The 21,458-nt window shown below is 60.5% G+C and carries 21 protein-coding genes; 11 read left to right on the plus strand and 10 right to left on the minus strand.

Annotated features, from left to right (window positions below; genetic code table 11):
- Positions 1 to 4 precede the first annotated feature (4 nt).
- A complete protein-coding gene (locus M2A_RS00650) occupies positions 5 to 622 on the plus strand; it encodes a S24 family peptidase (protein ID WP_197052800.1) in 618 nt (205 codons plus the stop codon).
- 1,188 nt (positions 623 to 1,810) lie between these two features.
- The gene (locus tag M2A_RS00655) at positions 1,811 to 2,017 is read left to right on the plus strand and encodes a cold-shock protein (RefSeq protein ID WP_045441715.1); all 207 of its coding nucleotides are present in this window, start codon (positions 1,811 to 1,813) and stop codon (positions 2,015 to 2,017) included.
- Between the two features lie 93 nt (positions 2,018 to 2,110).
- Here the strand turns inward: M2A_RS00655 and M2A_RS00660 are convergent, their stop codons facing one another.
- A complete protein-coding gene (locus M2A_RS00660) occupies positions 2,111 to 2,731 on the minus strand; it encodes a TetR/AcrR family transcriptional regulator (protein ID WP_244444347.1) in 621 nt (206 codons plus the stop codon).
- Between the two features lie 125 nt (positions 2,732 to 2,856).
- Between M2A_RS00660 and M2A_RS00665 the strand changes: the two genes are divergently transcribed.
- The 4 genes from M2A_RS00665 to M2A_RS00680 all read left to right on the plus strand — a co-directional run bounded on the left by M2A_RS00665 (position 2,857) and on the right by M2A_RS00680 (position 5,104).
- Positions 2,857 to 3,861 (plus strand): NAD(P)H-dependent glycerol-3-phosphate dehydrogenase, encoded by a 1,005-nt coding sequence (locus M2A_RS00665; RefSeq protein ID WP_045441717.1) that lies wholly within the window; start codon positions 2,857 to 2,859, stop codon positions 3,859 to 3,861.
- 14 nt (positions 3,862 to 3,875) lie between these two features.
- Entirely contained in the window at positions 3,876 to 4,157 is a 282-nt protein-coding gene (locus tag M2A_RS00670) for a YciI family protein (RefSeq protein WP_045441719.1), read from the plus strand.
- A gap of 30 nt (positions 4,158 to 4,187) precedes the next feature.
- The gene (locus M2A_RS00675; protein ID WP_045441722.1) at positions 4,188 to 4,628 is read left to right on the plus strand and encodes an EVE domain-containing protein; all 441 of its coding nucleotides are present in this window, start codon (positions 4,188 to 4,190) and stop codon (positions 4,626 to 4,628) included.
- Positions 4,629 to 4,768: 140 nt separating this feature from the next.
- Positions 4,769 to 5,104, plus strand: a complete 336-nt coding sequence (locus tag M2A_RS00680; protein WP_045441724.1) for a Rieske (2Fe-2S) protein — start codon at positions 4,769 to 4,771, stop codon at positions 5,102 to 5,104.
- Here M2A_RS00680 and M2A_RS00685 read toward each other — a convergent pair.
- A complete protein-coding gene (locus M2A_RS00685; RefSeq protein ID WP_045441727.1) occupies positions 5,101 to 5,640 on the minus strand; it encodes a hypothetical protein in 540 nt (179 codons plus the stop codon). The two genes, M2A_RS00680 and M2A_RS00685, sit on opposite strands and share 4 nt — an antisense overlap.
- Before the next feature lie 7 nt (positions 5,641 to 5,647).
- Positions 5,648 to 6,394 (minus strand): creatininase family protein, encoded by a 747-nt coding sequence (locus M2A_RS00690; protein ID WP_045442255.1) that lies wholly within the window; start codon positions 6,392 to 6,394, stop codon positions 5,648 to 5,650.
- A 257-nt stretch (positions 6,395 to 6,651) separates the two neighbouring features.
- On the opposite strand from M2A_RS00690, the gene M2A_RS00695 reads away from it, so the two are divergent.
- Positions 6,652 to 7,914, plus strand: coding sequence for a CaiB/BaiF CoA transferase family protein (locus M2A_RS00695; protein WP_045441729.1), 1,263 nt, complete (start codon positions 6,652 to 6,654; stop codon positions 7,912 to 7,914).
- A 5-nt stretch (positions 7,915 to 7,919) separates the two neighbouring features.
- Here M2A_RS00695 and M2A_RS00700 read toward each other — a convergent pair whose 3' ends face one another.
- Entirely contained in the window at positions 7,920 to 10,124 is a 2,205-nt protein-coding gene (locus tag M2A_RS00700) for a putative bifunctional diguanylate cyclase/phosphodiesterase (protein WP_045441731.1), read from the minus strand.
- A 243-nt stretch (positions 10,125 to 10,367) separates the two neighbouring features.
- Here M2A_RS00700 and acs point away from each other — a divergent pair, with 243 nt between their 5' ends.
- Positions 10,368 to 12,311 carry an acetate--CoA ligase gene (gene acs, locus M2A_RS00705; protein WP_045441734.1) on the plus strand — a complete coding sequence of 648 codons (1,944 nt, stop codon included), beginning with the start codon at positions 10,368 to 10,370 and terminating at the stop codon, positions 12,309 to 12,311.
- Between the two features lie 123 nt (positions 12,312 to 12,434).
- The gene (locus tag M2A_RS00710; protein ID WP_052379089.1) at positions 12,435 to 13,295 is read left to right on the plus strand and encodes an MBL fold metallo-hydrolase; all 861 of its coding nucleotides are present in this window, start codon (positions 12,435 to 12,437) and stop codon (positions 13,293 to 13,295) included.
- A 57-nt stretch (positions 13,296 to 13,352) separates the two neighbouring features.
- On the opposite strand, the gene M2A_RS00715 is transcribed toward M2A_RS00710, so the two are convergent.
- From M2A_RS00715 to M2A_RS00750, 5 genes are all read right to left on the minus strand, one after another.
- Positions 13,353 to 14,558: a hypothetical protein gene (locus tag M2A_RS00715; RefSeq protein ID WP_197052802.1), complete on the minus strand. Its 1,206-nt coding sequence runs from the start codon at positions 14,556 to 14,558 to the stop codon at positions 13,353 to 13,355.
- A 45-nt stretch (positions 14,559 to 14,603) separates the two neighbouring features.
- Positions 14,604 to 16,676 carry a methyl-accepting chemotaxis protein gene (locus M2A_RS17020; RefSeq protein WP_156101650.1) on the minus strand — a complete coding sequence of 691 codons (2,073 nt, stop codon included), beginning with the start codon at positions 16,674 to 16,676 and terminating at the stop codon, positions 14,604 to 14,606.
- 138 nt (positions 16,677 to 16,814) lie between these two features.
- Positions 16,815 to 17,270 (minus strand): thermonuclease family protein, encoded by a 456-nt coding sequence (locus M2A_RS00740; RefSeq protein WP_052379091.1) that lies wholly within the window; start codon positions 17,268 to 17,270, stop codon positions 16,815 to 16,817.
- Between the two features lie 70 nt (positions 17,271 to 17,340).
- Complete coding sequence (locus M2A_RS00745) at positions 17,341 to 18,027, minus strand: extensin-like domain-containing protein (protein ID WP_045441746.1); 687 nt, start codon at positions 18,025 to 18,027, stop codon at positions 17,341 to 17,343.
- 31 nt (positions 18,028 to 18,058) lie between these two features.
- A complete protein-coding gene (locus tag M2A_RS00750) occupies positions 18,059 to 18,295 on the minus strand; it encodes a DUF1674 domain-containing protein (RefSeq protein ID WP_045441749.1) in 237 nt (78 codons plus the stop codon).
- A gap of 128 nt (positions 18,296 to 18,423) precedes the next feature.
- Here M2A_RS00750 and htpX point away from each other — a divergent pair, with 128 nt between their 5' ends.
- Positions 18,424 to 19,290 (plus strand): zinc metalloprotease HtpX, encoded by an 867-nt coding sequence (gene htpX, locus M2A_RS00755; RefSeq protein WP_045441752.1) that lies wholly within the window; start codon positions 18,424 to 18,426, stop codon positions 19,288 to 19,290.
- A 17-nt stretch (positions 19,291 to 19,307) separates the two neighbouring features.
- Here the strand turns inward: htpX and M2A_RS00760 are convergent, their stop codons facing one another.
- Complete coding sequence (locus M2A_RS00760; protein ID WP_045441755.1) at positions 19,308 to 19,853, minus strand: GNAT family N-acetyltransferase; 546 nt, start codon at positions 19,851 to 19,853, stop codon at positions 19,308 to 19,310.
- 207 nt (positions 19,854 to 20,060) lie between these two features.
- Here M2A_RS00760 and M2A_RS00765 point away from each other — a divergent pair, with 207 nt between their 5' ends.
- On the plus strand, positions 20,061 to 21,428 hold the full coding sequence (locus tag M2A_RS00765) for an RsmB/NOP family class I SAM-dependent RNA methyltransferase (protein WP_081875274.1): 1,368 nt from the start codon (positions 20,061 to 20,063) through the stop codon (positions 21,426 to 21,428).
- Positions 21,429 to 21,458: the final 30 nt, after the last annotated feature.

The raw sequence follows: 21,458 nt of genomic DNA on the forward strand, positions 1-21,458 counted from the left end.
GGTCGTGAACCTTTACGCAAGCCGCCGAGAGGCGGCGGGCGTTGCTGGCGTCACAGATGAGCAGCTTCGCAAGTGGCTGAAAGGCCAGGCGAAGGTCCCATTCATAGCGGTCGCCAAGCTATGTGCGGGGAAGGACATCGATTTAGGCTGGATTGCTGGCGGTAATCGCGAGCGCGATATCGCCCCTGCAGATGAAGAGCATCCGGATTGGATTACCTTCCCGCTCTATACTGCTCGTGCCGCAGCAGGCTCGGGGGCAGTCAACGAAGCCGGTTTTCCTTCGCCTGGCCTGGCATTCGACCCGGCCTTGGCAGCGCATCTGCTCAACACATCTCCCCGATCTCTTGCCGGGCTTTACGTCGCAGGGGATTCGATGGAGCCGACCTTTGGCGATGGCGATGTACTCATCATCAACACGAGCATCGAGCGGATCAGCGGTGACGCCATCTATGTGCTTGTGGTGGACGAAGGCTGCATCGTGAAGCGAATTACCTGCCTGACGGATGGCCGGCTCGTTCTGCGAAGTGACAACCCGAATTATGCTGATGAAACCATAGATCCGGCCCGCAAAAGCCACCTGACAATCTATGGCCGTGTGGTTGCGGCAGTGAAGCGGCTTTAGAGAAATACCGCCCGAGTTTGGCTCTGGCTGCCCGCTCTTAGAAAACACTCAAGCTATTGAATATAAAGCAGAAAACCCGAAGTCGGGCGGCCTGAAGAAACTCGCGCATCATCGCCCGAGTTTCGGCCCCAAACTCGGGCGCATTCCGACGCCTCAACTCGCGTAGCACAACGCGCTGGGCTGTCATTGAGAGCAGCGCTTTTAGACATCTCAAACGGCTCTCAGAGCCGCTTTTACGCGCTTATTCGCTTGTCCTGAGAGATGCTTTAACGCGCGGCTGAGAGCGCTCTAGGAGGACGGTCAGAAGCGCCGGGCCGATTGCAAATTTAACTGGCGGTGCCGGTGCAAATCAGCCTTACTGCAAAAACAACGCGTCGCGGCGGCGGCACGGAACGGCGGCGCGAAATGCCCGGAAAACTAAGGTTTGTCCCAGTATATCCCGCCTAATGCCGCCAAATCCCGGTACTGCAATAACAAGTGTCCCCTAACAAAGGGGGAGGGGGAGAGAGGGCCCGGCGGGGGATCGGAAGAACAGACTGGTATTCTCAGAGCGCACTGCAACAAAGCAGCGCGATCAAGCCACCTGCACGGCCACCTGGCCGATGAAAAGCAGGGCATAGGCGCCGAGAACAACGCCAACGAAGGTCTGAGGATTTGCCAGCTGATGAAGATTGATGTTCAGCATGGGAGGCTCCCTAAAGGTCAATATCGCTATCAAACTCGTTTCAAAACTTGCTCGCGGGAGGGGTTCCAAGCCTTTCCGTCCCGCGATGGAAGGGATATGGGAACCTATAAACGAAAAACAATGAATGAAATCAATTTTATTCAGCGTTCATTCCATATTTTTTGTGCAATGCACAAAATCTGGCGGAAAACCGGGCTTTCCCCGCGCCCCGTCCGGCAAAAAATTTTGGCGCCCAAACCCGATTCACCCCTTGGATCGAACTTGGATCGAACCTGGGCCAGACTTGAACCGGCATGGCCAAAGCGCCGCAGCTATGCTTGGTGATTCTGCTTGTATTTCTCCGCGACCAGGCGCAATGTGGATAAGCCAGTTTCGAGCGCTAGGTCATCTCTGCTTCGTATCGGCCTTCAAGGCGACCCGAGCTATTTGCCCCGAAAACTTGAGCTGCCGTCACATGCCCGTCGGGCATGCGACTTCTACAATATTTTTGAAAGCGAAAATCTATGACGACCGGAACAGTTAAATGGTTCAACCCCACCAAGGGTTATGGCTTCATCGAGCCTGACGATGGCTCCAAGGATGCTTTCCTGCACATCTCCGCTCTGGAGCGCGCAGGCATGTCCAGCATCAACGAAGGCCAGCGGGTGGAGTTTGAACTTCAGACCGGTAAAAACGGCAAAAGCTCGGCAGAGAACCTTAAACTCGCCTAAGCGATCCTTCGCTCTTTCATAAGAGCAAGAATACGGACTGGCGGCCTCAAGGCCGCCAGTTTTGTTTTGGGACCTGGTTTTCAGTAAAAAGTCTCAAGCGTCCTGCGGCGCAAGGCGGGCCTTTTCTTCCGCCGCCGCCTGGATCGGACAGGCAAGCCCATCGGTGATGAGCTTGAAAACGCCCTCCAGTTCGAATTCCAGCCGCTCCAGCGAGAGGCGCGAGAAAAGCTGGGGATAGGAAAAGCGCATCGTGGCCGCCTGGATAAACTCGGCGCAGGCCGCCGCCGGATCCTTTAAGCGGAACTCGCCCGCCGCAACCCCCATTTCCAGAATACGCGCAATCACATCCCGCTCCCGCTTCAGCCCTTCATTGTGAAAGGACGGCCGCTCGGCGGTGACGATCTGCGCCATATCCACGATCTTCGGGTCTTCTTCCAGCGTCTCGAAAGTCGAGCGCAGGTCCTGCAGCAAAAAGCGCCAGAGCCGCTCGCGCGCCGAAAGCCCCGGCTCTTCCAGAATGCGCTGCAATTCTTCCGCCGTCTGGATCGAGGCGCGCCGGCAAATCTCCTCGGCAATATCGAGCTTGCCGGGGAAATAGCGGTAGAGGTTGCCCGGCGACATATCGCAGTCACCGGCAAGCTCCGCCATGGTCGTCTTGGCATAGCCGTAATGGAAAAAGCGCTGCTTGGCGGCAGCGATGATTTTTTCGCGCATCTCGTCGGGACAGATCATACAAACAATTGTAGGCTCCGCCGCGGAAGAAACAATGAAAAATGAACAATCAATGATTCGTTCACTATTTTTTCAGGGTAGAACAGCCCTGCCGGGGGGCTGCGCCCATGGCTGATACTCCCCTTTCCCGCATTGCCGTGATCGGCGGCGGCGCCTGGGGCACGGCGCTGGCCTCAGTTGCCGCCCGCGCCGGGCGTAAGATTACGCTCTGGGCCCGGGAAGAAGAAGTCGTGGCCGCCGTCAATAAGGGTCACGAGAACACCCCCTTCCTGCCCGGCATCGCGCTCGATCCGGCGATCCGCGCCACCTCCGATTTTGCCGAACTGGCCGGGGCGGAGGCGATTTTGCATGTCGCCCCGGCCCAGCACCTGCGCGCCGTGACCGCGGGTCTCGCCCCCCATCTGAAGTCCGGCACCCCGCTCGTCCTTTGCGCCAAGGGCATCGAGACGGCGAGCGGCAAGTTGATGAGCGAGGTCGCCGGTGAAGAAGCGCCTGAAGCCAGGCTCGCCGTCCTTTCCGGCCCGAGCTTTGCCGCAGATGTCGCCCGCGGCCTGCCCACCGCCGTCACGCTTGCCTGCGCCGATGAAGCGCTGGGCGCGCAGCTTGTGGAGGCGATCGGCGTGCCGACTTTCCGGCCCTATCTCAGCACCGATGTCATCGGCGCGCAGATCGGCGGGGCGGTGAAAAACGTGCTTGCCATTGCCTGCGGTATTGTCGAGGGCAAGGCCTTCGGCGACAGCGCCCGCGCCGCGCTGACCGCGCGCGGTTTCATGGAAATGAGCCGCTTCGGCGAGGCGCTGGGCGCAAAGCCCGCGACATTGAAAGGCCTGTCGGGCCTCGGCGATCTCATCCTCACCTGCGGCTCCCGGCAAAGCCGGAACATGTCGCTCGGTTTTGCGCTGGGGGAAGGCAAGACGCTTGAAGACATTCTGGGTGCGCGCTCTTCCGTCTCCGAAGGCGTCTATACCGCCGAGGCCGTGATGCGCCTTGCCGCCGCCAAAGGCATCGGCATGCCGATCTGCGAGGCGGTGCATAACATCCTTTCGGGCAAGAGCGGCGTGGATGACGCGATCGCCGCGCTGCTTGCCCGCCCTTTTACGAATGAAGACTGAGATAAGGAAACATCATGCTGTTCTGCATTATCGGCACGGATAAAAAAGATGCGCTCGACAAACGTCTTGCCAACCGGGACGCCCATCTCAAACATTGGGGTGAGAGCGGCGCCGTGAAACTCGGCGGGCCTTTTACGAGCGATGATGGAGAGATCATGAACGGCTCCATGCTCGTCATCGATGTCGCGGACCGCGCCGCCGCGCAGAAACTCGTCGACGCCGATCCTTACAAAGTGAACGGCGTTTTCGAGAGCGTGGAAGTGCGCGCCTGGAAATGGCTGCTCAAGGATCAATAAGCGCGGGGCTCAAACGGGCGCGGAGGGAACATGGCTTACTGGCTTTTCAAATCCGAACCTTCCACCTGGGGTTGGGACGACCAGCTCAAACGCGGCGCCAAGGGCGAACACTGGGACGGCGTGCGCAACTACCAGGCCAATAACAATATGAAGGCCATGAAGAAGGGCGATCTCGGCTTCTTCTATCACTCGGTGGATGAAAAACGCATCGTCGGCATCGTCGAGGTGATCAAGGAGCATTACCCCGATAACAGCGACGCCTCAGGCCGCTTCGGCATGGTGGACATCAAGGCGGTGGAAACCGTGCCCGAGCCCGTCTCCCTTGCCGATATCAAGGAAGACCCGGCGCTCGCCGAGATGGCGCTTCTCAAACAGTCCCGCCTTTCCGTTTCCCCCGTGCGCGCGGAGGAATGGAAGCTCATCTGCAAGAAAGGCGGTTTGAAGAAAGTACCGCTTTCCAAGAATAAATAGAGAGCGCCCCTCACCCTCCCACCGCCTGCGGCGGCGGGCCCCTCCCTCTCCCCTGAAGGGGCGAGGGAAAACGAAAACCCCTCTCCCTTGGGGAAGAGGGCCGGGGTGAGGGGGCAGCTTCTCAGCAATCACGGCGCCCCATGATTTTTCTCTGCCGCCTTAGCGATCTCGACAATCCCGGCACGAAGGAAGCCGAGGTGCACGTGCAGGACCGCCCGCACAACATCTTTCTCGTGCGCAAGGGTGATAGCGTCTTCGCTTACCTCAATATCTGCCCTCATGCAGGCCAGCCGCTCAACCGCATGCGTAACCGCTTTCTCAATCAGGCCGAGACCCATCTTCTCTGCTCGGCCCATGCGGCGAGCTTCGAGATCGAAACGGGGCTGTGCACCGGCGGACCCTGCGCAGGCAAAAGCCTGACACAGCTTCCGCTGCACCAAAACGGCGATGCCTTCTATCTGACAGAGACGGATTAAATCATCAGCCGCGTGGCGCGCAGATTGTCCGGCATCAAGACTTCGAGCAAAGTCGGCGAGAATGTCTGCGTCTCGTTGTCATAGACCGCCAGCAGATAGGTGTCGCCCGGCGAGGTCTGCTCATAAGCATCGACACGCTTGATCAGTTTTTCTGTAATTTCATCGACGCTTTGCCCGCCGAACTGGTGAGTGATGAAAACCCGGTAGTCGGCGCGCGATTGCAGGAGCTTGTCGAAATCGTCCCAGACATCGCCCCAATTGCGCGCCCATTCGCATTCGCAGGCGAGCACAATGCGTTTCGTATTGCTCTCCCCACTTTCATCAGGCGATTCCTGCGCCCAGGTCACATCATAGACCCACTCGCCGCGCACCTGCTGCGCCTCGATGCCATTGGCATAAACGATGTGATCACGCTCGGCCCCGAGCTCGGCCAGCTCGCTCTTGATGCAGCGCGTCCAGTCCTGGTCATAAGCATCGGGAAGTTTCGCGGGCACTTCGTTCAGAAGAGCGGTGATCTTTTGATATACGTCCTGCATAAATCCTCTAACTGGTCGTGAAATTTTTGAAATCTTCGGCAAGGCTCTTGGCCGACAGCGCGATCAGTTTCTCGCCGTCTTCGGCGCGCGCCAGAGAAGGGTCCGAGCCGATGCGCCCGTCCGGGAATTTTGCCCGGTAATCTTCCGCATCCGTGAAGCGGCCCGAGGGTGCAATGGCCGGCTCCATCACCGCGTGCTTGACCGCATGGGGAAAGGCGGCATAGGTGACGGCCACTTCCGAGGGCGTTGCATGGCTGCCATGGGCGCTGCCATAGGTCTGCTTGCAATAATCGAGCACCGGTTTGAAGTCCCACCAATTGACGAGACGGCATTTGACGGCGCGCCGGTTATCCCCTTCCCGGCCCAGGCTGCGATCCGCGTAAATTTCGGAAAAAGCAGCCTGAATGGTCGCGATATTGCCGCCATGACCGTTGAAGAAATAAATCCGGTCGAAACCGTGCCGGCTGAGCGAGGCCACCCAATCGTAAATCGCCGCGATCATCGTCGAAGGACGCAGCGTCATGGACCCGGCAAAGCCCATATGATGCTGCGCGATGCCGACATTGAAAGTGGGCGCGATCAGCATTTGCGTGTCTTCCGCCGCTTTGCGCGCAATCACTTCCGGACAAATCGCATCCGTGCCAATGAGCCCGTTCGGCCCATGCTGCTCGGTCGAGCCGATAGGAATGAGAACGCCTTTCGAGCGCTCCAGATAGGCCTCGACTTCCGGCCAGCTTGCGTGATGCAGCAGCATATGCATGTCCTTCTGGGCGTGAGTGAGGGGCAAGTCTAGCTGCCGGGAGGCAAAACACCAAACCGGCGCCCATAACAAGGTGCAGCACAGCGCCGCAAAACCTCTGCTAAACGCAAGGGAAAGCCGGAGCCTCGCTTTCCGCGCCCCGCTCCTCACTTGACCTTTACCGGCCGCGGCGGGAAAACGGCGCGGGGGCGGCCGGGTTCTGTGATATATCTGCGCGCGGCCCACGCGTTTGCGGCAAGAGGAGAAGAGACGTGAGCAAGAAGAACGAACTGGAAAAAGAAGCCACCGGCCCCTTGAAAGGTGTGCGCATCGTCGATCTGACCAGTGTCGTCTTCGGCGCTTACGCCACGCAGATCCTTGCCGATATGGGCGCGGAAGTGATGAAAGTCGAAGCACCGTCGGCCACCGGCGGCGGCGGCATGGGCGGCGACATCATGCGCTGGCCGGGCCACCCGCCGGAAGGCGCGCCCGCCGATCTCGGCCCCATCTTCATGACCATCAACCGCAACAAACGTTCCGTACTGCTCAATCTTGGGGATGAAAACGCGCGCGAGGCGTTTTTGAAACTTGTGGCGACGGCAGATGTCGTCGTCTCCAACATCCGCTATGAAGGCATGAAGCGCCTCGGCATCGCTTATGAGGATGTGAAGGCGGTCAAGCCCGACATTATTTTTGCCCATGCCGCAGGCTACGGCTCGAACGGGCCCTATGCGGGCCTGCCCGCCTATGACGATCTCATTCAGGCCGGTTCCGGCATGGCGGACCTTCTGCCGCGCATGGACGGCAATGAGGCCCCCCGCTACATGCCGACGATCATCGGCGACAAGGTCTCCGGCCTCTTTCTTGTCTCCGCCATCACCAGCGCGCTCTTTCACAAAGAACGCACGGGCGAGGGGCAGTTCGTGGAAGTGCCGATGCTGGAATCGGTTACCTCCTTCGTGCTCGCCGAACATTTCTACGACCATGTCTATGATCCGCCGACCGGCGAGTGGACTTATGGCCGCATCACCAATCCGGACCGGCGCCCTTACAAGACGAAAGACGGCTATATCGGCCTGCTTCCCTATTCCGACAAACAGTGGGAAAACTTCTTCGAGCTGGCGGGCCGCAAAGACGAGTATCTGAGCGACCCGCGCTTTAAAGATTACAAGGCGCGCACGAAACATATCCGCGAGCTTTATGCGATGATCGAGGAAACGACGCAGCTCAAAACCACGGAAGAATGGCTGAACGTGCTGCAGCCGCTTTCCATTCCCGCCGTGAAAATGAACAAGCTGGACGATCTGCAGGACGATCCGCATTTCAAGGAAGTGGATTTCTTCGCCCGCTACGAGCACCCGGATGCAGGCGGCTATTTCGCGCTGCGCCCGCCCGTGCGTTTCGGGCAAACGCCTTCCAACATCCGCCGCCACCCGCCGCGCCTTGGCGAGCAAACCGAAGAAGTGCTGAAGGAAGCCGGGCTCAGCGATGAAGAAATCGCCGCACTGCGCGCAGGGCGGAAAGCGGCCGAGTAAGAACCTTAAGCCTGCGCGTTGCCGGAGGCCGGGGCCGCGCCGGCCTCCTGCTGTTCTTCCAGAAGCGCCTGATAAGCGGCAAGGTCGAGCGGCTTGTTGAAATAAAAACCCTGCAATTCATCGCAGCCCATAGCGGTCAGAAGATCGGCCTGCGAGGCCGTTTCAACGCCTTCCGCTACCACGCAGAGCCCAAGCCCCTTGCCGATCTCCACGATCTGCCTTGTGAGCAGCGCATCGGGCGCATGCGTCAGGCGCTGCACGAAGGATCGGTCGATCTTCAGCTTATGCACCTGGAACTGGTGCAGATAGGCAAGCGAGGAATAGCCGGTGCCGAAATCGTCGATCAAAAGCTCGACGCCCATGCCGGCGAGCTCCGCCAATTGCTCCTGCACCCGTTCCCGGTCGCTGAGCAGAGAGGATTCCGTCATCTCCACTTGCAATAGCGAGGGCGGCACCTCGAGCTCGCTGAGAAGCGCACCGATTTCCTGCGCCTGATCCTGCAGCATCAGATCGGCGGCGGAAAGGTTGAGGGACACGGGAAGCGGCTGAAGCCCCATGGCCATCCAGGAGCGCAGCTGGAAGACCGCCGTCTGCACCACCCAGCGGCTAAGCACGGTGATAAAGCCGGTTTCCTCTGCAATCGGAATAAACTGATCGGGGGGAATGGGCCCGCGCTCGGGATGGTCCCAGCGCAAGAGCGCTTCGGCGGCGATGGGCTTGCGGGTGCGCGCGCACATGCGCGGGTGATAGACGAGGCGGAACTCACCGCGCTCGATCGCCTGGCGCATATCCTGCTGCAACTTGCCGCGCTCATGCACTTCTTCGGTGAGCTTGTCGTCGACGACGAAATACTGACCGCGCCCGAGCTCCTTGGCTTTGTAAAGCGCCATGTCGGCATAGCGCATGAGCTCGTTCGACAGCCCGTTATGCCAAGGATAGATCGCGATGCCGATGGAGCAGCCGACATTGACCATGTTGCCGATCACTTCATAGGGCGCGGAAATTTCGCTGATCAGCGCCCCGGCCAGCTCCTCGATGGCGGGAATGCTGTCGAGCCCGCGGTAGAGAATGGCGAACTCGTCCCCGCCGAGGCGCGCAATCTGGCAGTTTTCCGGCGAAAGGTCCTGCAGGCGCGTCGATGCTTGAATGAGAAGCTGATCGCCCGCCTCATGGCCAAGCGTGTCATTGACGTTCTTGAAGCGGTCGAGATCGATCAGAAGCAGACCGAAGACTTCCCCCGTCGCTTCCGTCTCGCGCACGGCTTCGGCCATCAGATCGGCGAAGGTCTGGCGGTTGTAAAGTCCGGTCAGCACGTCGAATTGCGCGCGCTGGCGCAGTTCGTCTTCGAGGCGCTTGCGCTCGGTCAGGTCATGCATGATCACATAGGCGCAAGGCTGACCGTTATGCTCGATAAGCACGCAGGAAATGAACGCCCAGAACTCTTCGCCGCTGGTTTTTTTCAGCCGCGCTTCCCGGCCCGTCGAATATCCTTGGTTGAGAAGATCGGCGCGCAGCTGCGCCAGATCGGCTTTGTCGACGAAGAAATCCGGTGTGTTGAACGCCCCGCCCCCCTCGCTCGTCACGCCGAAAAGATCGTTGGCCATCGCGTTGGTATAGATCACCTTGCGCGTATAAAGATTGGTGATGATGAGCGGAAAGGGCGCGGCGGAAACGAGAGAGCGGAAATGCTCTTCGTTCTCTTGCAACTGCTCGAGCATTTCCACGCGCTCGGTAATATCCTCGATCGAGCCGCCCACCGCATGAACGCGCATACCGGTATCGCGCAGCGCATAACCGCGCGCGCGGATCCAGCGATAACCTTCTTCCGATAGAAACCGCACTTCGATGTCGTAAGCCTCGCCCCGGTCCACCTGGCCGCGAATGGCACTGATAAGTGTTTCTTGATCGTCGGGATGCGCGCGCTCGGCCAGCGCGTCGGTCAGCCCCGCCCGCGCCCGCTTCTCGATGCCGAGCAAACGCCAGGCATTGGAAGAAAAATTGAACTCCCCGGATTTCAGATCCCAGAACCAGGACCCGAAGGCCGAATTCTCCTCGGCAGTATTGATCTGGTTCTCGTGAAACTGGAGCTGGGCCTCGGCCTGCTTGGCGCGCGCGCGCGCCGCCGCCGCCCGGCGCCCCGGTGCCTTGTTGCGGGCAGCCGCCGATAAAAATCCCCGTCTTTTGGTTTCTCGTCTTAGAACACGTGCCACACTGTCCCTCCCTTACAAACGATCATGGAAGGAGGAAATGAACCAAATCTTTCCGGGGCTTACGCAGATTGCCAAAAACTTGGGCACAGTTAACCATGCGTGAAACGCTGCTCTCGGGAGTGTGAAGACCCCTGCTTGCTGCCCCCCGCCCAAGTGCCCATAATGCGCCCCAACCGGCTGCAAGAGCCCGGAAATCCGCCCACTCTAGAGAAGCCTGTAAAGAAGAACGGCAGGGAGGCCGCCATGTCAGAACCCCAGATTTTTCCCGTCCCTCAGGATTGGGCCCGCCGCGCCTATGCAGACGAGAACGCCTACCGGAAAATGTACGAGGCCAGCATCGACAACCCGGAAGGGTTCTGGCGCGAGCATGGCCAGCGCATCGATTGGATAAAGCCCTACACCAAGGTCAAGAATGTCTCCTACGACAAGGGCGATCTGCATATCCGCTGGTTCGAGGACGGCACGCTGAATGCCTCGGCCAATTGCATCGACCGGCATCTGGCTCACCGCGCCGACAAGGTGGCGATCATCTGGGAAGGCGACGAGCCGACCGACGACAAGAAGATCACCTACCGCGAGCTGCACGAGGAAGTGTGCAAATTCGCCAATGTGCTGAAGGCCCAAGGGATCAAGAAGGGCGACCGCGTCACCATCTATATGCCGATGATCCCGGAGGCCGCTTACGCCATGCTCGCCTGCGCGCGCATCGGCGCGGTGCATTCGGTAGTCTTTGGCGGCTTTTCCCCGGACAGTCTGGCCGGCCGTATCGAGGACTGCGCATCGAACTGCGTCATCACCGCCGATGAAGGCGTGCGCGGCGGGCGGAAAATTCCCCTGAAAGCCAATACGGACAAGGCCCTGGAAAAATGTCCGGACGTCAAATCCGTCATCGTCGTGAAGCGCACCGGCGGCGATGTCGCCATGAAAGACGGCCGCGACGTCTGGTACGAAGAAGCCAAGGCGAAAGTCGGCGCCGACTGCCCGCCCGAGGAGATGAATGCCGAAGACCCGCTTTTCATTCTTTATACGAGCGGTTCGACCGGCAAGCCCAAAGGCGTGATGCATACGACCGGCGGCTACATGGTCTATACCTCCATGACCCACCACTATGTCTTCGACTATCACGATGACGATGTTTACTGGTGCACGGCGGATGTCGGCTGGGTGACGGGCCATTCCTACATCCTCTATGGTCCGCTGGCGAATGGCGCAACGACGCTGATGTTCGAAGGCGTGCCGACCTATCCTTCCCCCTCGCGCAGCTGGGAAGTCTGCGACAAGCATGGCGTGAACATCTTCTATACGGCGCCCACGGCGCTGCGCGCGCTGATGCGCGAAGGCGAGGGGCCGGTGAAAAAAACCTCGCGCAAGTCGCTGCGTCTTCTGGGCTCGGTGGGCGAGCCCATCAACCCGGAAGCCTGGCTCTGGTATTACAATGTGGTGGGCGAAGGGCGCTGCCCCATTGTCGATACCTGGTGGCAGACGGAGACGGGTGGCATTTTGATCTCGCCGCTGCCGGGCGCCACCGCGCTGAAACCGGGCTCGGCGACGCTGCCCTTTTTCGGCATCAAGCCGGTGCTGGTCGATAATGAGGGCAAGGAGCTGGAAGGGGCAACGCAGGGCAACCTCTGCATCGCCGATAGCTGGCCGGGCCAGATGCGCACCGTTTACGGCGACCACCAGCGTTTCATCGACACGTACTTCTCGCAGTTCCCGGGCAAGTATTTCACCGGCGACGGCTGCCGGCGCGATGAAGACGGCTATTATTGGATCACCGGCCGCGTCGATGATGTGCTCAACGTTTCCGGCCACCGCATGGGCACGGCGGAAGTGGAATCGGCGCTCGTCGCCCATGCCAAAGTCGCCGAGGCCGCCGTGGTCGGCTATCCTCACGACATCAAAGGCCAGGGCATTTATGCCTATGTGACGCTGAATGTCGGCGAGGAACCGAGCGAGGAGCTGCGCAAGGAACTCGTGCAATGGGTGCGCAGCGAAATCGGCCCCATCGCCTCGCCCGATCTCATCCAATGGGCGCCCGGCCTGCCGAAAACCCGCTCCGGCAAAATCATGCGCCGCATCCTGCGCAAGATCGCCGAGAACGATTTCTCCAATCTGGGCGATACCTCGACCCTGGCGGATCCCGGCGTCGTCAACGATCTGATCGACAACCGGCAGAACAAAAGCTGACCGGGCCTCTCAAGACACGCAAAAGGCCGCCTTTCGGGCGGCCTTTTTCATGCGCTCTTTCAATCTGCGCGCCATCCCCTATATGGACCTCATCGGGCAGCGAGGAAACGGGAGGAGCGCGCCATGCTGAGCTGGCAGGTTGGAAACGTCACGATCAAACGGCTTGTGGAATTCGAAGGCCCGCTGCCGGGCGGAGGCAAGGGCTCGATGGTGGAAGAGGCCTATCCGGAAGAGGTGAAAAAGATCGGCTGGCTCGCGCCGCATTTTGCCACTAACGAAGGTCATATCATTGCCGCGGTGCAGGCACTGCTCATCGAAACGCCGGACAAGAAAATCATCGTCGATACCTGCGTCGGCAATGACAAGAAACGCTCCAATCCTTTCTTCAACGAATTGCAGACCCCGTTCCTGAAGCACTTGGCGGATGCCGGCTGGGACCGGGAGAAGGTGGACATGGTGCTCTGCACGCATTTGCATGTGGACCATGTAGGCTGGAACACCATGCTGGTGGACGGGGAATGGGTGCCGACTTTCCCCAATGCCGATTATCTGATCGCGCGCAATGAATGGGATCATTGGCGTAAAGAAATCGACGACCCCGATCAGGCCCCCGTAATGGAAGATTCCGTCCATCCGATTTTCGATGCGGGCCTCGCCAAACTCGTCTCGGAGGATGAGCGCATCAGCGACGAAATCCGCCTGATGCCGACACCGGGTCACACGCCGGGTCACGTTTCCATCGTCATCGAAAGCGAAGGCAAGACCGCCATCATCACTGGTGACATCATGCACCATCCCTGTCAGATCGCCCGGCCGTCCTGGGCAAGCGGTTTCGACACCGACCAGACCGCCGCCCGCGCCACCCGCGCCGCGTTTCTGAAAGAAGTGGAAGGCAAAGACATTCTCGTGCTCGGCACCCATTTTGCCGCCCCGACCGGCGGCTATGTGCGCGAGGAAGGCGAAGGCTACCGCTTTCACGTATAACAAAAAGGGGCAGCGCTGCCGCTGCCCCTTCCGCGCCTCCCTTAAAGCGCCAATGTTTTAAAGCGAATAGGCAAGCTGCACCCAGACCTTGTCCCGGTCCGCAAAGCCGCTTTCTCCTTCAAAGAACGCGGCTTTAAGACCGAGAGAGAGGTCATACGGCAGCTTCGCGTTCAGCGTGAAGTCCACCTCATCGCCGTAACTTGCCGAGCCGCGCTCGGCTTCGAAATCGTGATAGGTCGCGCCGAAGGCAATCCCGCTTAAGGGGCCAAGATCGCCGAACGTGTAAGAGCCGCCCGCATAAAGATCCTGAATGCCGTTGACCGGCGTCGTCAGGAAGGCATCGGCAAAGCCCTGGAACTTATGCAGCGTGGCGATGGGCGTCGAAAAGCCCTGCGTGCCATTGCCTTCCAGCACTTCACCGCCAAGCGTGACTTCCCAGGCGTCTTTGCCGGCTTTAACCTCCCCGTGCCAGTAATCGAGCGAGAGGCTCAAGGGATTGTCGTCATAATCTTCCTGATGGGCATATTCGGCCGCGCCTTTAAGCGTAAAGCCCGCTGCCTCCGTCTTGCCGTCGAGCCGCAACCCGATAGTGCGTGTGGACAGCAAGGGCGCCTGATCGAGCGAGAGGAAATGCCCATAGGCTTTTGCGGTAAGCGCATCGCTAAAAGCATAGGCAATCTCGCTGAGATGGGTTTCCCCGTCATAGCGGCCATTGGGTGAATTATCCCCGAAGATCCGGTTGACCTGATCCACATAGGCGTAAGTCACACGCAGGTCTTCGATGCTCTCGAAATCGAGTTTGAAAGCATCGAAAGTCTGCTCGTTCTGCCGCCAGCCGACATTGCCGACAAAGCGCCCATTGCCGAGGATGATCCGCTGACGCCCAAGCGCCGCGCTCACACCGCCGTTCTGATAGGAAACCTGCGCGCGGTTGAGCTCGGTATCTTCCGGATCGGCCACCACCGGATAGTTGCCGCGCCCGTTCACCGTGTCATTGTAACGGCCAAGACCGAGATCGATAACGGTTTCCCCTTCCACAAGGAAGGTGAACCCATAAAGCGCGCCCGTCTCGAACCCGTAGCGGGCGCGGAAAGTCGTGGCATGGGCATCTTCCGGCAGGCCCTGCTGGTCCACATATTCATAGCGCAGCCGTGCATCGAGAATAGGTTTGCCCTCTTCCCAAAACGCCGACAGCGTCTCCCCGGCAAAAGCCGGTGTGGCAAGGCCCGACAAGAGCACGGCGCCTGCAATGGTTTTTTTCATTTTCATCTCCTGCTTCCTTTCCTGATGAGTGGCCTTTAGGCGGTCTTAGGCCGCCTTGATTGCCTGCAGGAATGTCTGGATCGTTTTTTCCAGCGAACTGCGGGCAGCGGAAAGTCCTTCCGCCGCGCCCAGCACTTTTTTCGATGCTTCACGCGTTTCGCTCGTGCTGGCGCGCACGTCCGAGATTTGCTGCGTCACTTCCTGTGTGCCGCGAGCCGCATCATTCGCGCTGGTTGAAATTTCCGCCGTCGCGGAGCTTTGCTGCTCCGTCGCACTCGTCACGGAGGCGGCGATTTCCATATTCTCGCGGATGACGGATTGAATATCGGCAACGACCGATACCATCCGCTCGCTTACGGAACGCACTTCATCGACATTGGTGGAAATATCCGCCGTCGCCTTGGCGGTCTGCGTGGCCAGCGCCTTGACTTCGGAAGCAACGACCGCAAAGCCCTTGCCCGCTTCCCCTGCCCGCGCCGCCTCGATCGTGGCATTGAGGGCAAGAAGGTTCGTCTGTTCGGCGATTTCGTCGATAAGGCTCGTGATCTCGCCGATGCGCTGGGAGGCGGCGTTCAAAAGCTCGACGGTTTCCACTGCGTTCTGCGCCTTGTCCACCGCCTGCCGGGTGATTTCGGAGGAACGTTTGATCTGCCGCATGATCTCGCGCGAGGAGGAATCCATTTCCTCCGCGGCAGCAGCCACGGTCTGCACGTTGGAGGACGTGCGCTCGGCAATGTCCGTTACCATGCCGCTTTGCTGCTCGGTCTGCTCGGACACGCTGGAAAGCGTGCCGGCCACCCCTTCCAGATGCGCCACGTTCTCGGTGAGCTGCGACATGGCGGCAAGCACCTCCTCATCGAACCCTTTGATCGAGCGGTCCACAAGTGCCGCCCGTTCATCCCGGCGCCTTTGTTCCTCAAGCGCTGCCTGTTCGAGCGCCTCGCGCTTCCTCGCCCCTTCTTTAAACGCAAGAAGCGAAGCGGCCATGAGCCCGAGCTCGGATTTCGCGCCCTCGTACGGCACCTCCACATCGAGCTGGCCGCCCGACAAAGACTGCATTGCATCGGCGAGCGATACAAGCGGACGCGTTACGCTTTGCGCAACGATATAGGCACAGAAGGAAAGCGCCGCCGCTCCGAAAAGCGAGACGACAAGCGCGATCGTCATCGTTACGCGCGCATCCGCCGCAAGCCCGCTTGCCCGCTCCATTAGATGCATGTTCAGATCGTCTTCCACTTCCTTGAGCAGATTGATCTTCTTCGTGATCTCGGCGATCCAGTAGGGCCCGCTATAAGGCCCACCCGCCACATCGCCGCGCCGGGAGATAACGAACTCCCGCATCTTGGCGACGTTTTCCACGGCATCGCCCGTCACGATACGTTTGTAAGCGTCCCGCGCTTCCGGCGTCGCCAACCCATCGAAAGAAGCAAGAAAAGCCTGTTGCTGAGCGATGAGGCCGATCACACGGCCTAGCAGCAATTCGGAGAGATGGCCCGAGGCAAAGCCGGGCGCGGCCGCCGCCCGTTCCTGCCCTGCCCGTTCCTTGGCTTCCAGAAACGCGACATAGGCGGCGATTTCACGGCTCAGGCCCGCATCCTCGGAAACGCCCGCCATGGTCTTGATGACATCAAGCAGGATCGCGATCGTGCCGCTATACCAATCGGCCATGCCAGCGGCCGGAAGGCGCAGCGCGGAAACATCTGCGCGGGTGCGCGTGAGCTCTTCGAGCCGGGCAAGGCTCTTGGCTACTTTTTTCTCGAAAGCAGGGTCCTGCGCGCCCATGTCGAAGGTCTCGAGCGCGCCGTTTAGTTCGGCAAGCTTACTGTCTGTGTCCGCCCGCTGCGCACTCAGCGAGGCAGTGAATTCCGCGCTGCCTTGGGCGCCGATGAAGCCCGCGGACTGGCCGCGTTCTTTTTGCAATTCGTGAATGACGTGGGAAAACCCGGGCGCAAGCTGCGCCAGGTTGGAGAGCGCCTGGTAGGTGCGCGTATCGCTATAGGCGTTCCAGGAAATAACGGCCCCCATCAGGGCCAGAATGAAAAGCGGCAAGGCCGTCAGGCCGATGATCCGCTTGGTGAGGCTGAAATTGTTCAGCATCCGCTCGACTGTGCCGATCACGGTATCCCCCAAGGAGTTGAGCAAGGGCGATAATCGGCACGCCTATGGCTTGCCTCTTACAACCCCAATCTCATCCCCACACGGGAAATACAACCTAAAAGGTTAGAAACTGGTGAACCGGGTTGTAGTTTCGAACACCTAGCTGACGCCGCACCATCCCGCCCGCGCCCCGCCCTCATAAGGCCGGGCAAAACCGGCGGTGATCAGCCGTTCGGCAAGATCGCCAAGCTCCGCCTCGCTGACATTGGCCAGCACCCGCCCGGCATATTTGCCGTAATGAATGCCCGAAAGCGCGACGGCCTTACCCTCCACCCGGGAAAGCCAGGCCTTGGCGGCGCGGGCCTTTTCTTTTTCATCCGGGCACTTGCCGCGCAGCTCCGGCGTGTCGATCCCGGCAAGGCGCACCCGCACGAAGACATCCTGGCCGAGCCAGATACGCGCCCGCACATCGAGCGTGTCGCCATCCACCACCCGCACGACTTCCGCCGGAACGGGGCCTGCGAGCGTTTCTGCTGCGCGCGCGGGCGCATCCGGCCCAAAAGCCGTCAAAAGCAGGAAAGCACACACGCCCGCTATGAGGGAAAACCATCTCATACTCGATTTATACGAGAATGACGGTTTTAGCGCCAGCCCGGAAAGCGGCAAGGGGGCTGGGAGCGCCAGATCAGCGGCAATAGCCCCAGCCGCTCAGCTCGAAATGGAAATGATCCTTGTGTTTGTCATTGTAATCGGGGCCGAGCACGCCGCCGAAAAGCCCGCAGGCTCCCTCATGTATGCGGGCGAGAAACTCTCCCTCCGGCGTTTCCTTGCCCCAATCCTCAAGCACCGTGATCCGCCGCCCGTCTTCAAGCTGAAAACCGGCCACATCGATGGCGGCGGCGCTGGCATGTTTCGAGCGCCGTCCTTCTTCGGCATTATTGACGTTGCGGCAGGAATAGGTGCCGTAATGCAAGACGCGTTTGACCGGGCTTGAAAGAATCTCTTGCGCAGCGGGCATCACCTCATGGCGCTCCCAAAGCAGGAGCGAGATCATGGCCGGACAGGCAAGGCGCACGCCGCCCCCGTAATTCAGCTTGCCTTGGAGGAGCCGCAGCGCATGCAGCGCGCCGCAGCCTTCCTGCTTGGAAATGATCGCGTCATGAGCATAGGAAATCCCGCCCTCGCGCGCCGCCTCCTTCTCCATCACCGCGCGGCAGGCCGCCGGATCGCCCGCAATCCAGCGCTGCTTCAAAGGCGTTGCGAAGGTCGGCTCATGGGAAAGCTCGAGCGGGGCGAAGGGATTGTAAGGGGCGGGCAGGTTCCAGAGAACGAGAGCGCAGAACCCTGCCACACCCAGCAGAACACCGAGCATGAGCGCTGCCGTGGCAAGGCGGGCCGGGCGTTCAGAAATCGCTCAAGATCCCTTTCTTTTCCCAGTCCCCATAGCGGGTGGGCTCCGGCCCGTCCTGGCCGCCAAGCTCGCGCGGGCGCGCCGCCTCCTGCGCTGCGCGCTCGGCGCGGCGCGCATCGGCCTCGGCCAGCGCCCGCTGGGCCGCAGGCGGCAGGCGCTTGCGTCTTTCTTCTTCCGAAAGCGGGGCCTCTTCAGGGGCGCCCGTCTCTGTCTGGCTTGAATTGCTCATCACGCTCCAACATATAGAAAGATGCCCGCGCGGCGTCCAGCCTCCGATTGGCCCTTGGCCTGAAGAGGCGAGCGTCGAATAAAAATCGGGCAAAAAGAAGAACGGTTGATCGGATAGAGGTCCGGCAAATGAATATGGTCAAAACAGGCATGTTGCTTGCCGCCATGACGGCGCTTTTCATGGGGATCGGCTTCATGCTGGGCGGCGAGGCAGGCATGCTTCTGGCGCTGCTCTTTGCCGGCGGCATGAACCTCTTTGCCTATTGGAATTCCGATAAGATGGTGCTGCGCATGTATGGCGCGCGCGAGGTGGACGAGGCCGCCGCGCCCGAATATGTGCGCATCGTGCGCCAGCTGGCCGCGAATGCGAACCTTCCCATGCCGCGCACTTTCATCATCGAAACAGATCAGCCCAACGCTTTTGCCACCGGGCGCAATCCGGAAAACGCTGCCGTGGCCGCCACCACCGGGCTCATCCGCATGCTCAGCCCCGAAGAGCTTGCCGGCGTCATGGCGCATGAACTTGCCCATATCAAAAACCGCGACACGCTGATCATGACCGTGACGGCAACGATCGCCGGGGCGATTTCGATGCTCGCGAATTTCGCGCTCTTTTTCGGCGGCAACCGCAACAATCCGCTCGGCATTGTCGGCGTCATCTTGATGATGATCCTTGCCCCGCTTGCCGCCGCGCTCGTGCAAATGGCGATCTCGCGCACCCGCGAATATTCCGCCGATGCAGGCGGCGCGGAAATTTGCGGACGCCCGCAATGGCTCGCCTCGGCCTTGAAAAAGATCGAACAGGGCGCTTCCCGCATCGACAACGAACCGGCGGAGGCCAACCCCGCCACCGCTCATATGTTCATCATCAACCCGCTCCATGCGCATAAACGCGACAGCCTCTTTTCCACGCACCCGGCAACGGCAAACCGCGTGGCGAAACTGATGGAAATGGCCGGGCTCGGCCAAAGCGCGCCGGGGCGCCCCTGGGGCTGAATGAAAGGCGAGGCGTTTTAAAGCGCCTGCCAGTCGTTCCGGCTCATGGCATAGATGAGAAACTCCGTACCGCCCACATCGATGGCGCGCGCCTCATGCTCGCCGAGCTTTTCGGCAACGCGGCGCGAGGCGGTATTTTCCGGATGGATGATCGAGCAGATTTCATCAGCGCCAAGGTCCCGGAAGGCCATGTCCCGGCAGGCACGCGCACCTTCGCTTGCATAGCCCTTGCCCCAATGGGCCTTGTCGATGAACCAGGAAAGCTCGAGCCCCGGCCAGCCATCCGGATACCAAAGCCCGAGCCGGCCGAGAAACGCCCCGCTCGCCTTTTCCTCCACCGCCCAAAGCCCGTAGCCGCGCAAATGCCAATGGCCGATCATCAGCGCGATGACGGACCAGCTTTCATCCGCGCTCACCGCGCCGCCGATCATATAGCGCATCATGTCGGGATCGGCGTGAAGGCGGGCAAGCGGCGGGACATCTTCCCCGCGCCAGGCGCGAAAGTGCAGCCGCTCCGTTTCGAAGGAGAGGGGAAGAGAAGCAGGGAAGGCAGCAAGAGACATGGAAGAAGGCTTTCAGAAAAGCGTATCGATTTTCTTATCTCCGCCGATTTTCCCGGTGAGGCGAGGGGCGGCAAGTCACGTCGCGGTGATCGGGGAGCATTCATCTGCCTACAGATGAATAGAGAAACGGCGGAAAACCCCGCCGATCCTCCTTGGCCTGCGCCCTGCCATGTGCTCTAACCGCGCCCAGAAACGAGTGAGAGCGCCATGACGGACAAACCCGGCAAGAAAAAGCAAAAACCCCCGGCCCCGGTCACATCCCGCCAGACAAGCGGGGTGCCCGCGCGCGTTGCCGCCCATGAGCTGATCGCCCGCGTGCTTTTCGACCAAATTTCGCTGGACGAAGCGCTTCTTGCCTGCGAGCCCATGCTGCGCCCGCTTGAAACGAGAGACCGCGCTTTTGCCCGCGCCATTGCCGCCACCAGCCTGCGCCGGCTCGGCCAGATCGAGGCGCTGCTGGCGGGGTTCCTCGAAAAGCCGCTGCCGGAGCGGGCCAAACGCGCCGGGATCATTCTGATCGCCGCCGCCGCCGAACTTCTCTTTCTCGGCGTCAAACCCCATGCGGCGGTGAATGCCGCCGTCGGCGCCGCCGCGCTCGACCACAAGACGCGCCCGCTCAAAAATCTCGTCAATGCCATTGCCCGGCGCATCGACCGGGAAGGCAAAGAAATTGTGGAGGCGCAAGACGCGGAAAAGCTGAACACCCCCGCCTGGGCCTGGGAAAGCTGGCAGCGCGCTTACGGGGAAGAAACCGCGCGCGCCATTGCAAGCGCGCATCTGAAAGAGCCGCCGCTCGATTTTTCGGTAAAGGAAGATGCCAAAGGCTGGGCCGCGCGCCTCGAAGGCACGGTCCTGCCGACGGGCAGCGTACGCCTTGCCAAAACCGCATCGGTCGAAAAACTGCCCGGCTTTCAGGAAGGCGGCTGGTGGGTGCAGGACGCCGCCGCAGCCCTGCCCGCAAAAATGCTCGGCGATGTGAAAGGCAAAGACGTACTCGATCTATGCGCCGCGCCCGGCGGCAAGACCGCGCAGCTTGCCGCTGCCGGGGCTCGTGTCACAGCGCTCGATAAATCCTCAAGCCGCCTTGCCCGCATCCGGGAAAACCTGAAACGCCTTTCCCTTGAGGCCGAGCTTATAAGCGCCGATGCCTTGCGCTGGAAACCGGAGCGCAGCTTCCCGCTCATTCTGCTCGACGCCCCGTGCTCAGCAACCGGCACCGCAAGGCGCCACCCGGACGTGCTGCATCTGAAAAGCGCCGGGGACATCGCCAAACTTGCCGATCTGCAATTCCGCCTTCTCAGCAAAGCGCTCGGTTTTCTGGCCCCCGGCGGCACGCTCATCTATTGCACCTGTTCGCTGGAAGAGGCCGAAGGCCCGGCGCAGATCGAAAAGCTGCTGCGCAACCGCAAGGACATTGCCCGCCTGCCCCTCACCGCCGCCGAGATTGGCGAGGACGCGGATGCCCTTGCCCCGCTGATCACCGCAGAAGGCGATCTGCGGACCCTGCCCGCGCAGTTTGAGAGCCTTGGCGGGCTTGACGGCTTTTACGCCGCGCGCCTCAAGAAACTAGCCTAAGATACTGAGTTTATTGGGGAACAACGTTTC

The organism is Tepidicaulis marinus (assembly GCF_000739695.1).
GTDB lineage: Bacteria > Pseudomonadota > Alphaproteobacteria > Parvibaculales > Parvibaculaceae > Tepidicaulis > Tepidicaulis marinus.

Excerpts from the sequence above, each read along its gene's own strand:
- acs (WP_045441734.1), top strand. The coding sequence starts at position 10,368 with ATGTCAGAACCCCAGATTTTTCCCGTCCCTCAGGATTGGGCCCGCCGC.
- M2A_RS00665 (WP_045441717.1), top strand. The coding sequence starts at position 2,857 with ATGGCTGATACTCCCCTTTCCCGCATTGCCGTGATCGGCGGCGGCGCC.
- M2A_RS00765 (WP_081875274.1), top strand. The coding sequence starts at position 20,061 with ATGACGGACAAACCCGGCAAGAAAAAGCAAAAACCCCCGGCCCCGGTC.
- M2A_RS00690 (WP_045442255.1), bottom strand. The coding sequence starts at position 6,394 with ATGCTGCTGCATCACGCAAGCTGGCCGGAAGTCGAGGCCTATCTGGAG.
- M2A_RS00680 (WP_045441724.1), top strand. The coding sequence starts at position 4,769 with ATGATTTTTCTCTGCCGCCTTAGCGATCTCGACAATCCCGGCACGAAG.
- htpX (WP_045441752.1), top strand. The coding sequence starts at position 18,424 with ATGAATATGGTCAAAACAGGCATGTTGCTTGCCGCCATGACGGCGCTT.
- M2A_RS00685 (WP_045441727.1), bottom strand. The coding sequence starts at position 5,640 with ATGCAGGACGTATATCAAAAGATCACCGCTCTTCTGAACGAAGTGCCC.
- M2A_RS00740 (WP_052379091.1), bottom strand. The coding sequence starts at position 17,270 with ATGAGATGGTTTTCCCTCATAGCGGGCGTGTGTGCTTTCCTGCTTTTG.
- M2A_RS00660 (WP_244444347.1), bottom strand. The coding sequence starts at position 2,731 with ATGCGCGAAAAAATCATCGCTGCCGCCAAGCAGCGCTTTTTCCATTAC.
- M2A_RS00675 (WP_045441722.1), top strand. The coding sequence starts at position 4,188 with ATGGCTTACTGGCTTTTCAAATCCGAACCTTCCACCTGGGGTTGGGAC.
- M2A_RS00670 (WP_045441719.1), top strand. The coding sequence starts at position 3,876 with ATGCTGTTCTGCATTATCGGCACGGATAAAAAAGATGCGCTCGACAAA.
- M2A_RS00750 (WP_045441749.1), bottom strand. The coding sequence starts at position 18,295 with ATGAGCAATTCAAGCCAGACAGAGACGGGCGCCCCTGAAGAGGCCCCG.
- M2A_RS00715 (WP_197052802.1), bottom strand. The coding sequence starts at position 14,558 with ATGAAAAAAACCATTGCAGGCGCCGTGCTCTTGTCGGGCCTTGCCACA.
- M2A_RS00745 (WP_045441746.1), bottom strand. The coding sequence starts at position 18,027 with ATGCTCGGTGTTCTGCTGGGTGTGGCAGGGTTCTGCGCTCTCGTTCTC.
- M2A_RS00710 (WP_052379089.1), top strand. The coding sequence starts at position 12,435 with ATGCTGAGCTGGCAGGTTGGAAACGTCACGATCAAACGGCTTGTGGAA.
- M2A_RS00655 (WP_045441715.1), top strand. The coding sequence starts at position 1,811 with ATGACGACCGGAACAGTTAAATGGTTCAACCCCACCAAGGGTTATGGC.
- M2A_RS00760 (WP_045441755.1), bottom strand. The coding sequence starts at position 19,853 with ATGTCTCTTGCTGCCTTCCCTGCTTCTCTTCCCCTCTCCTTCGAAACG.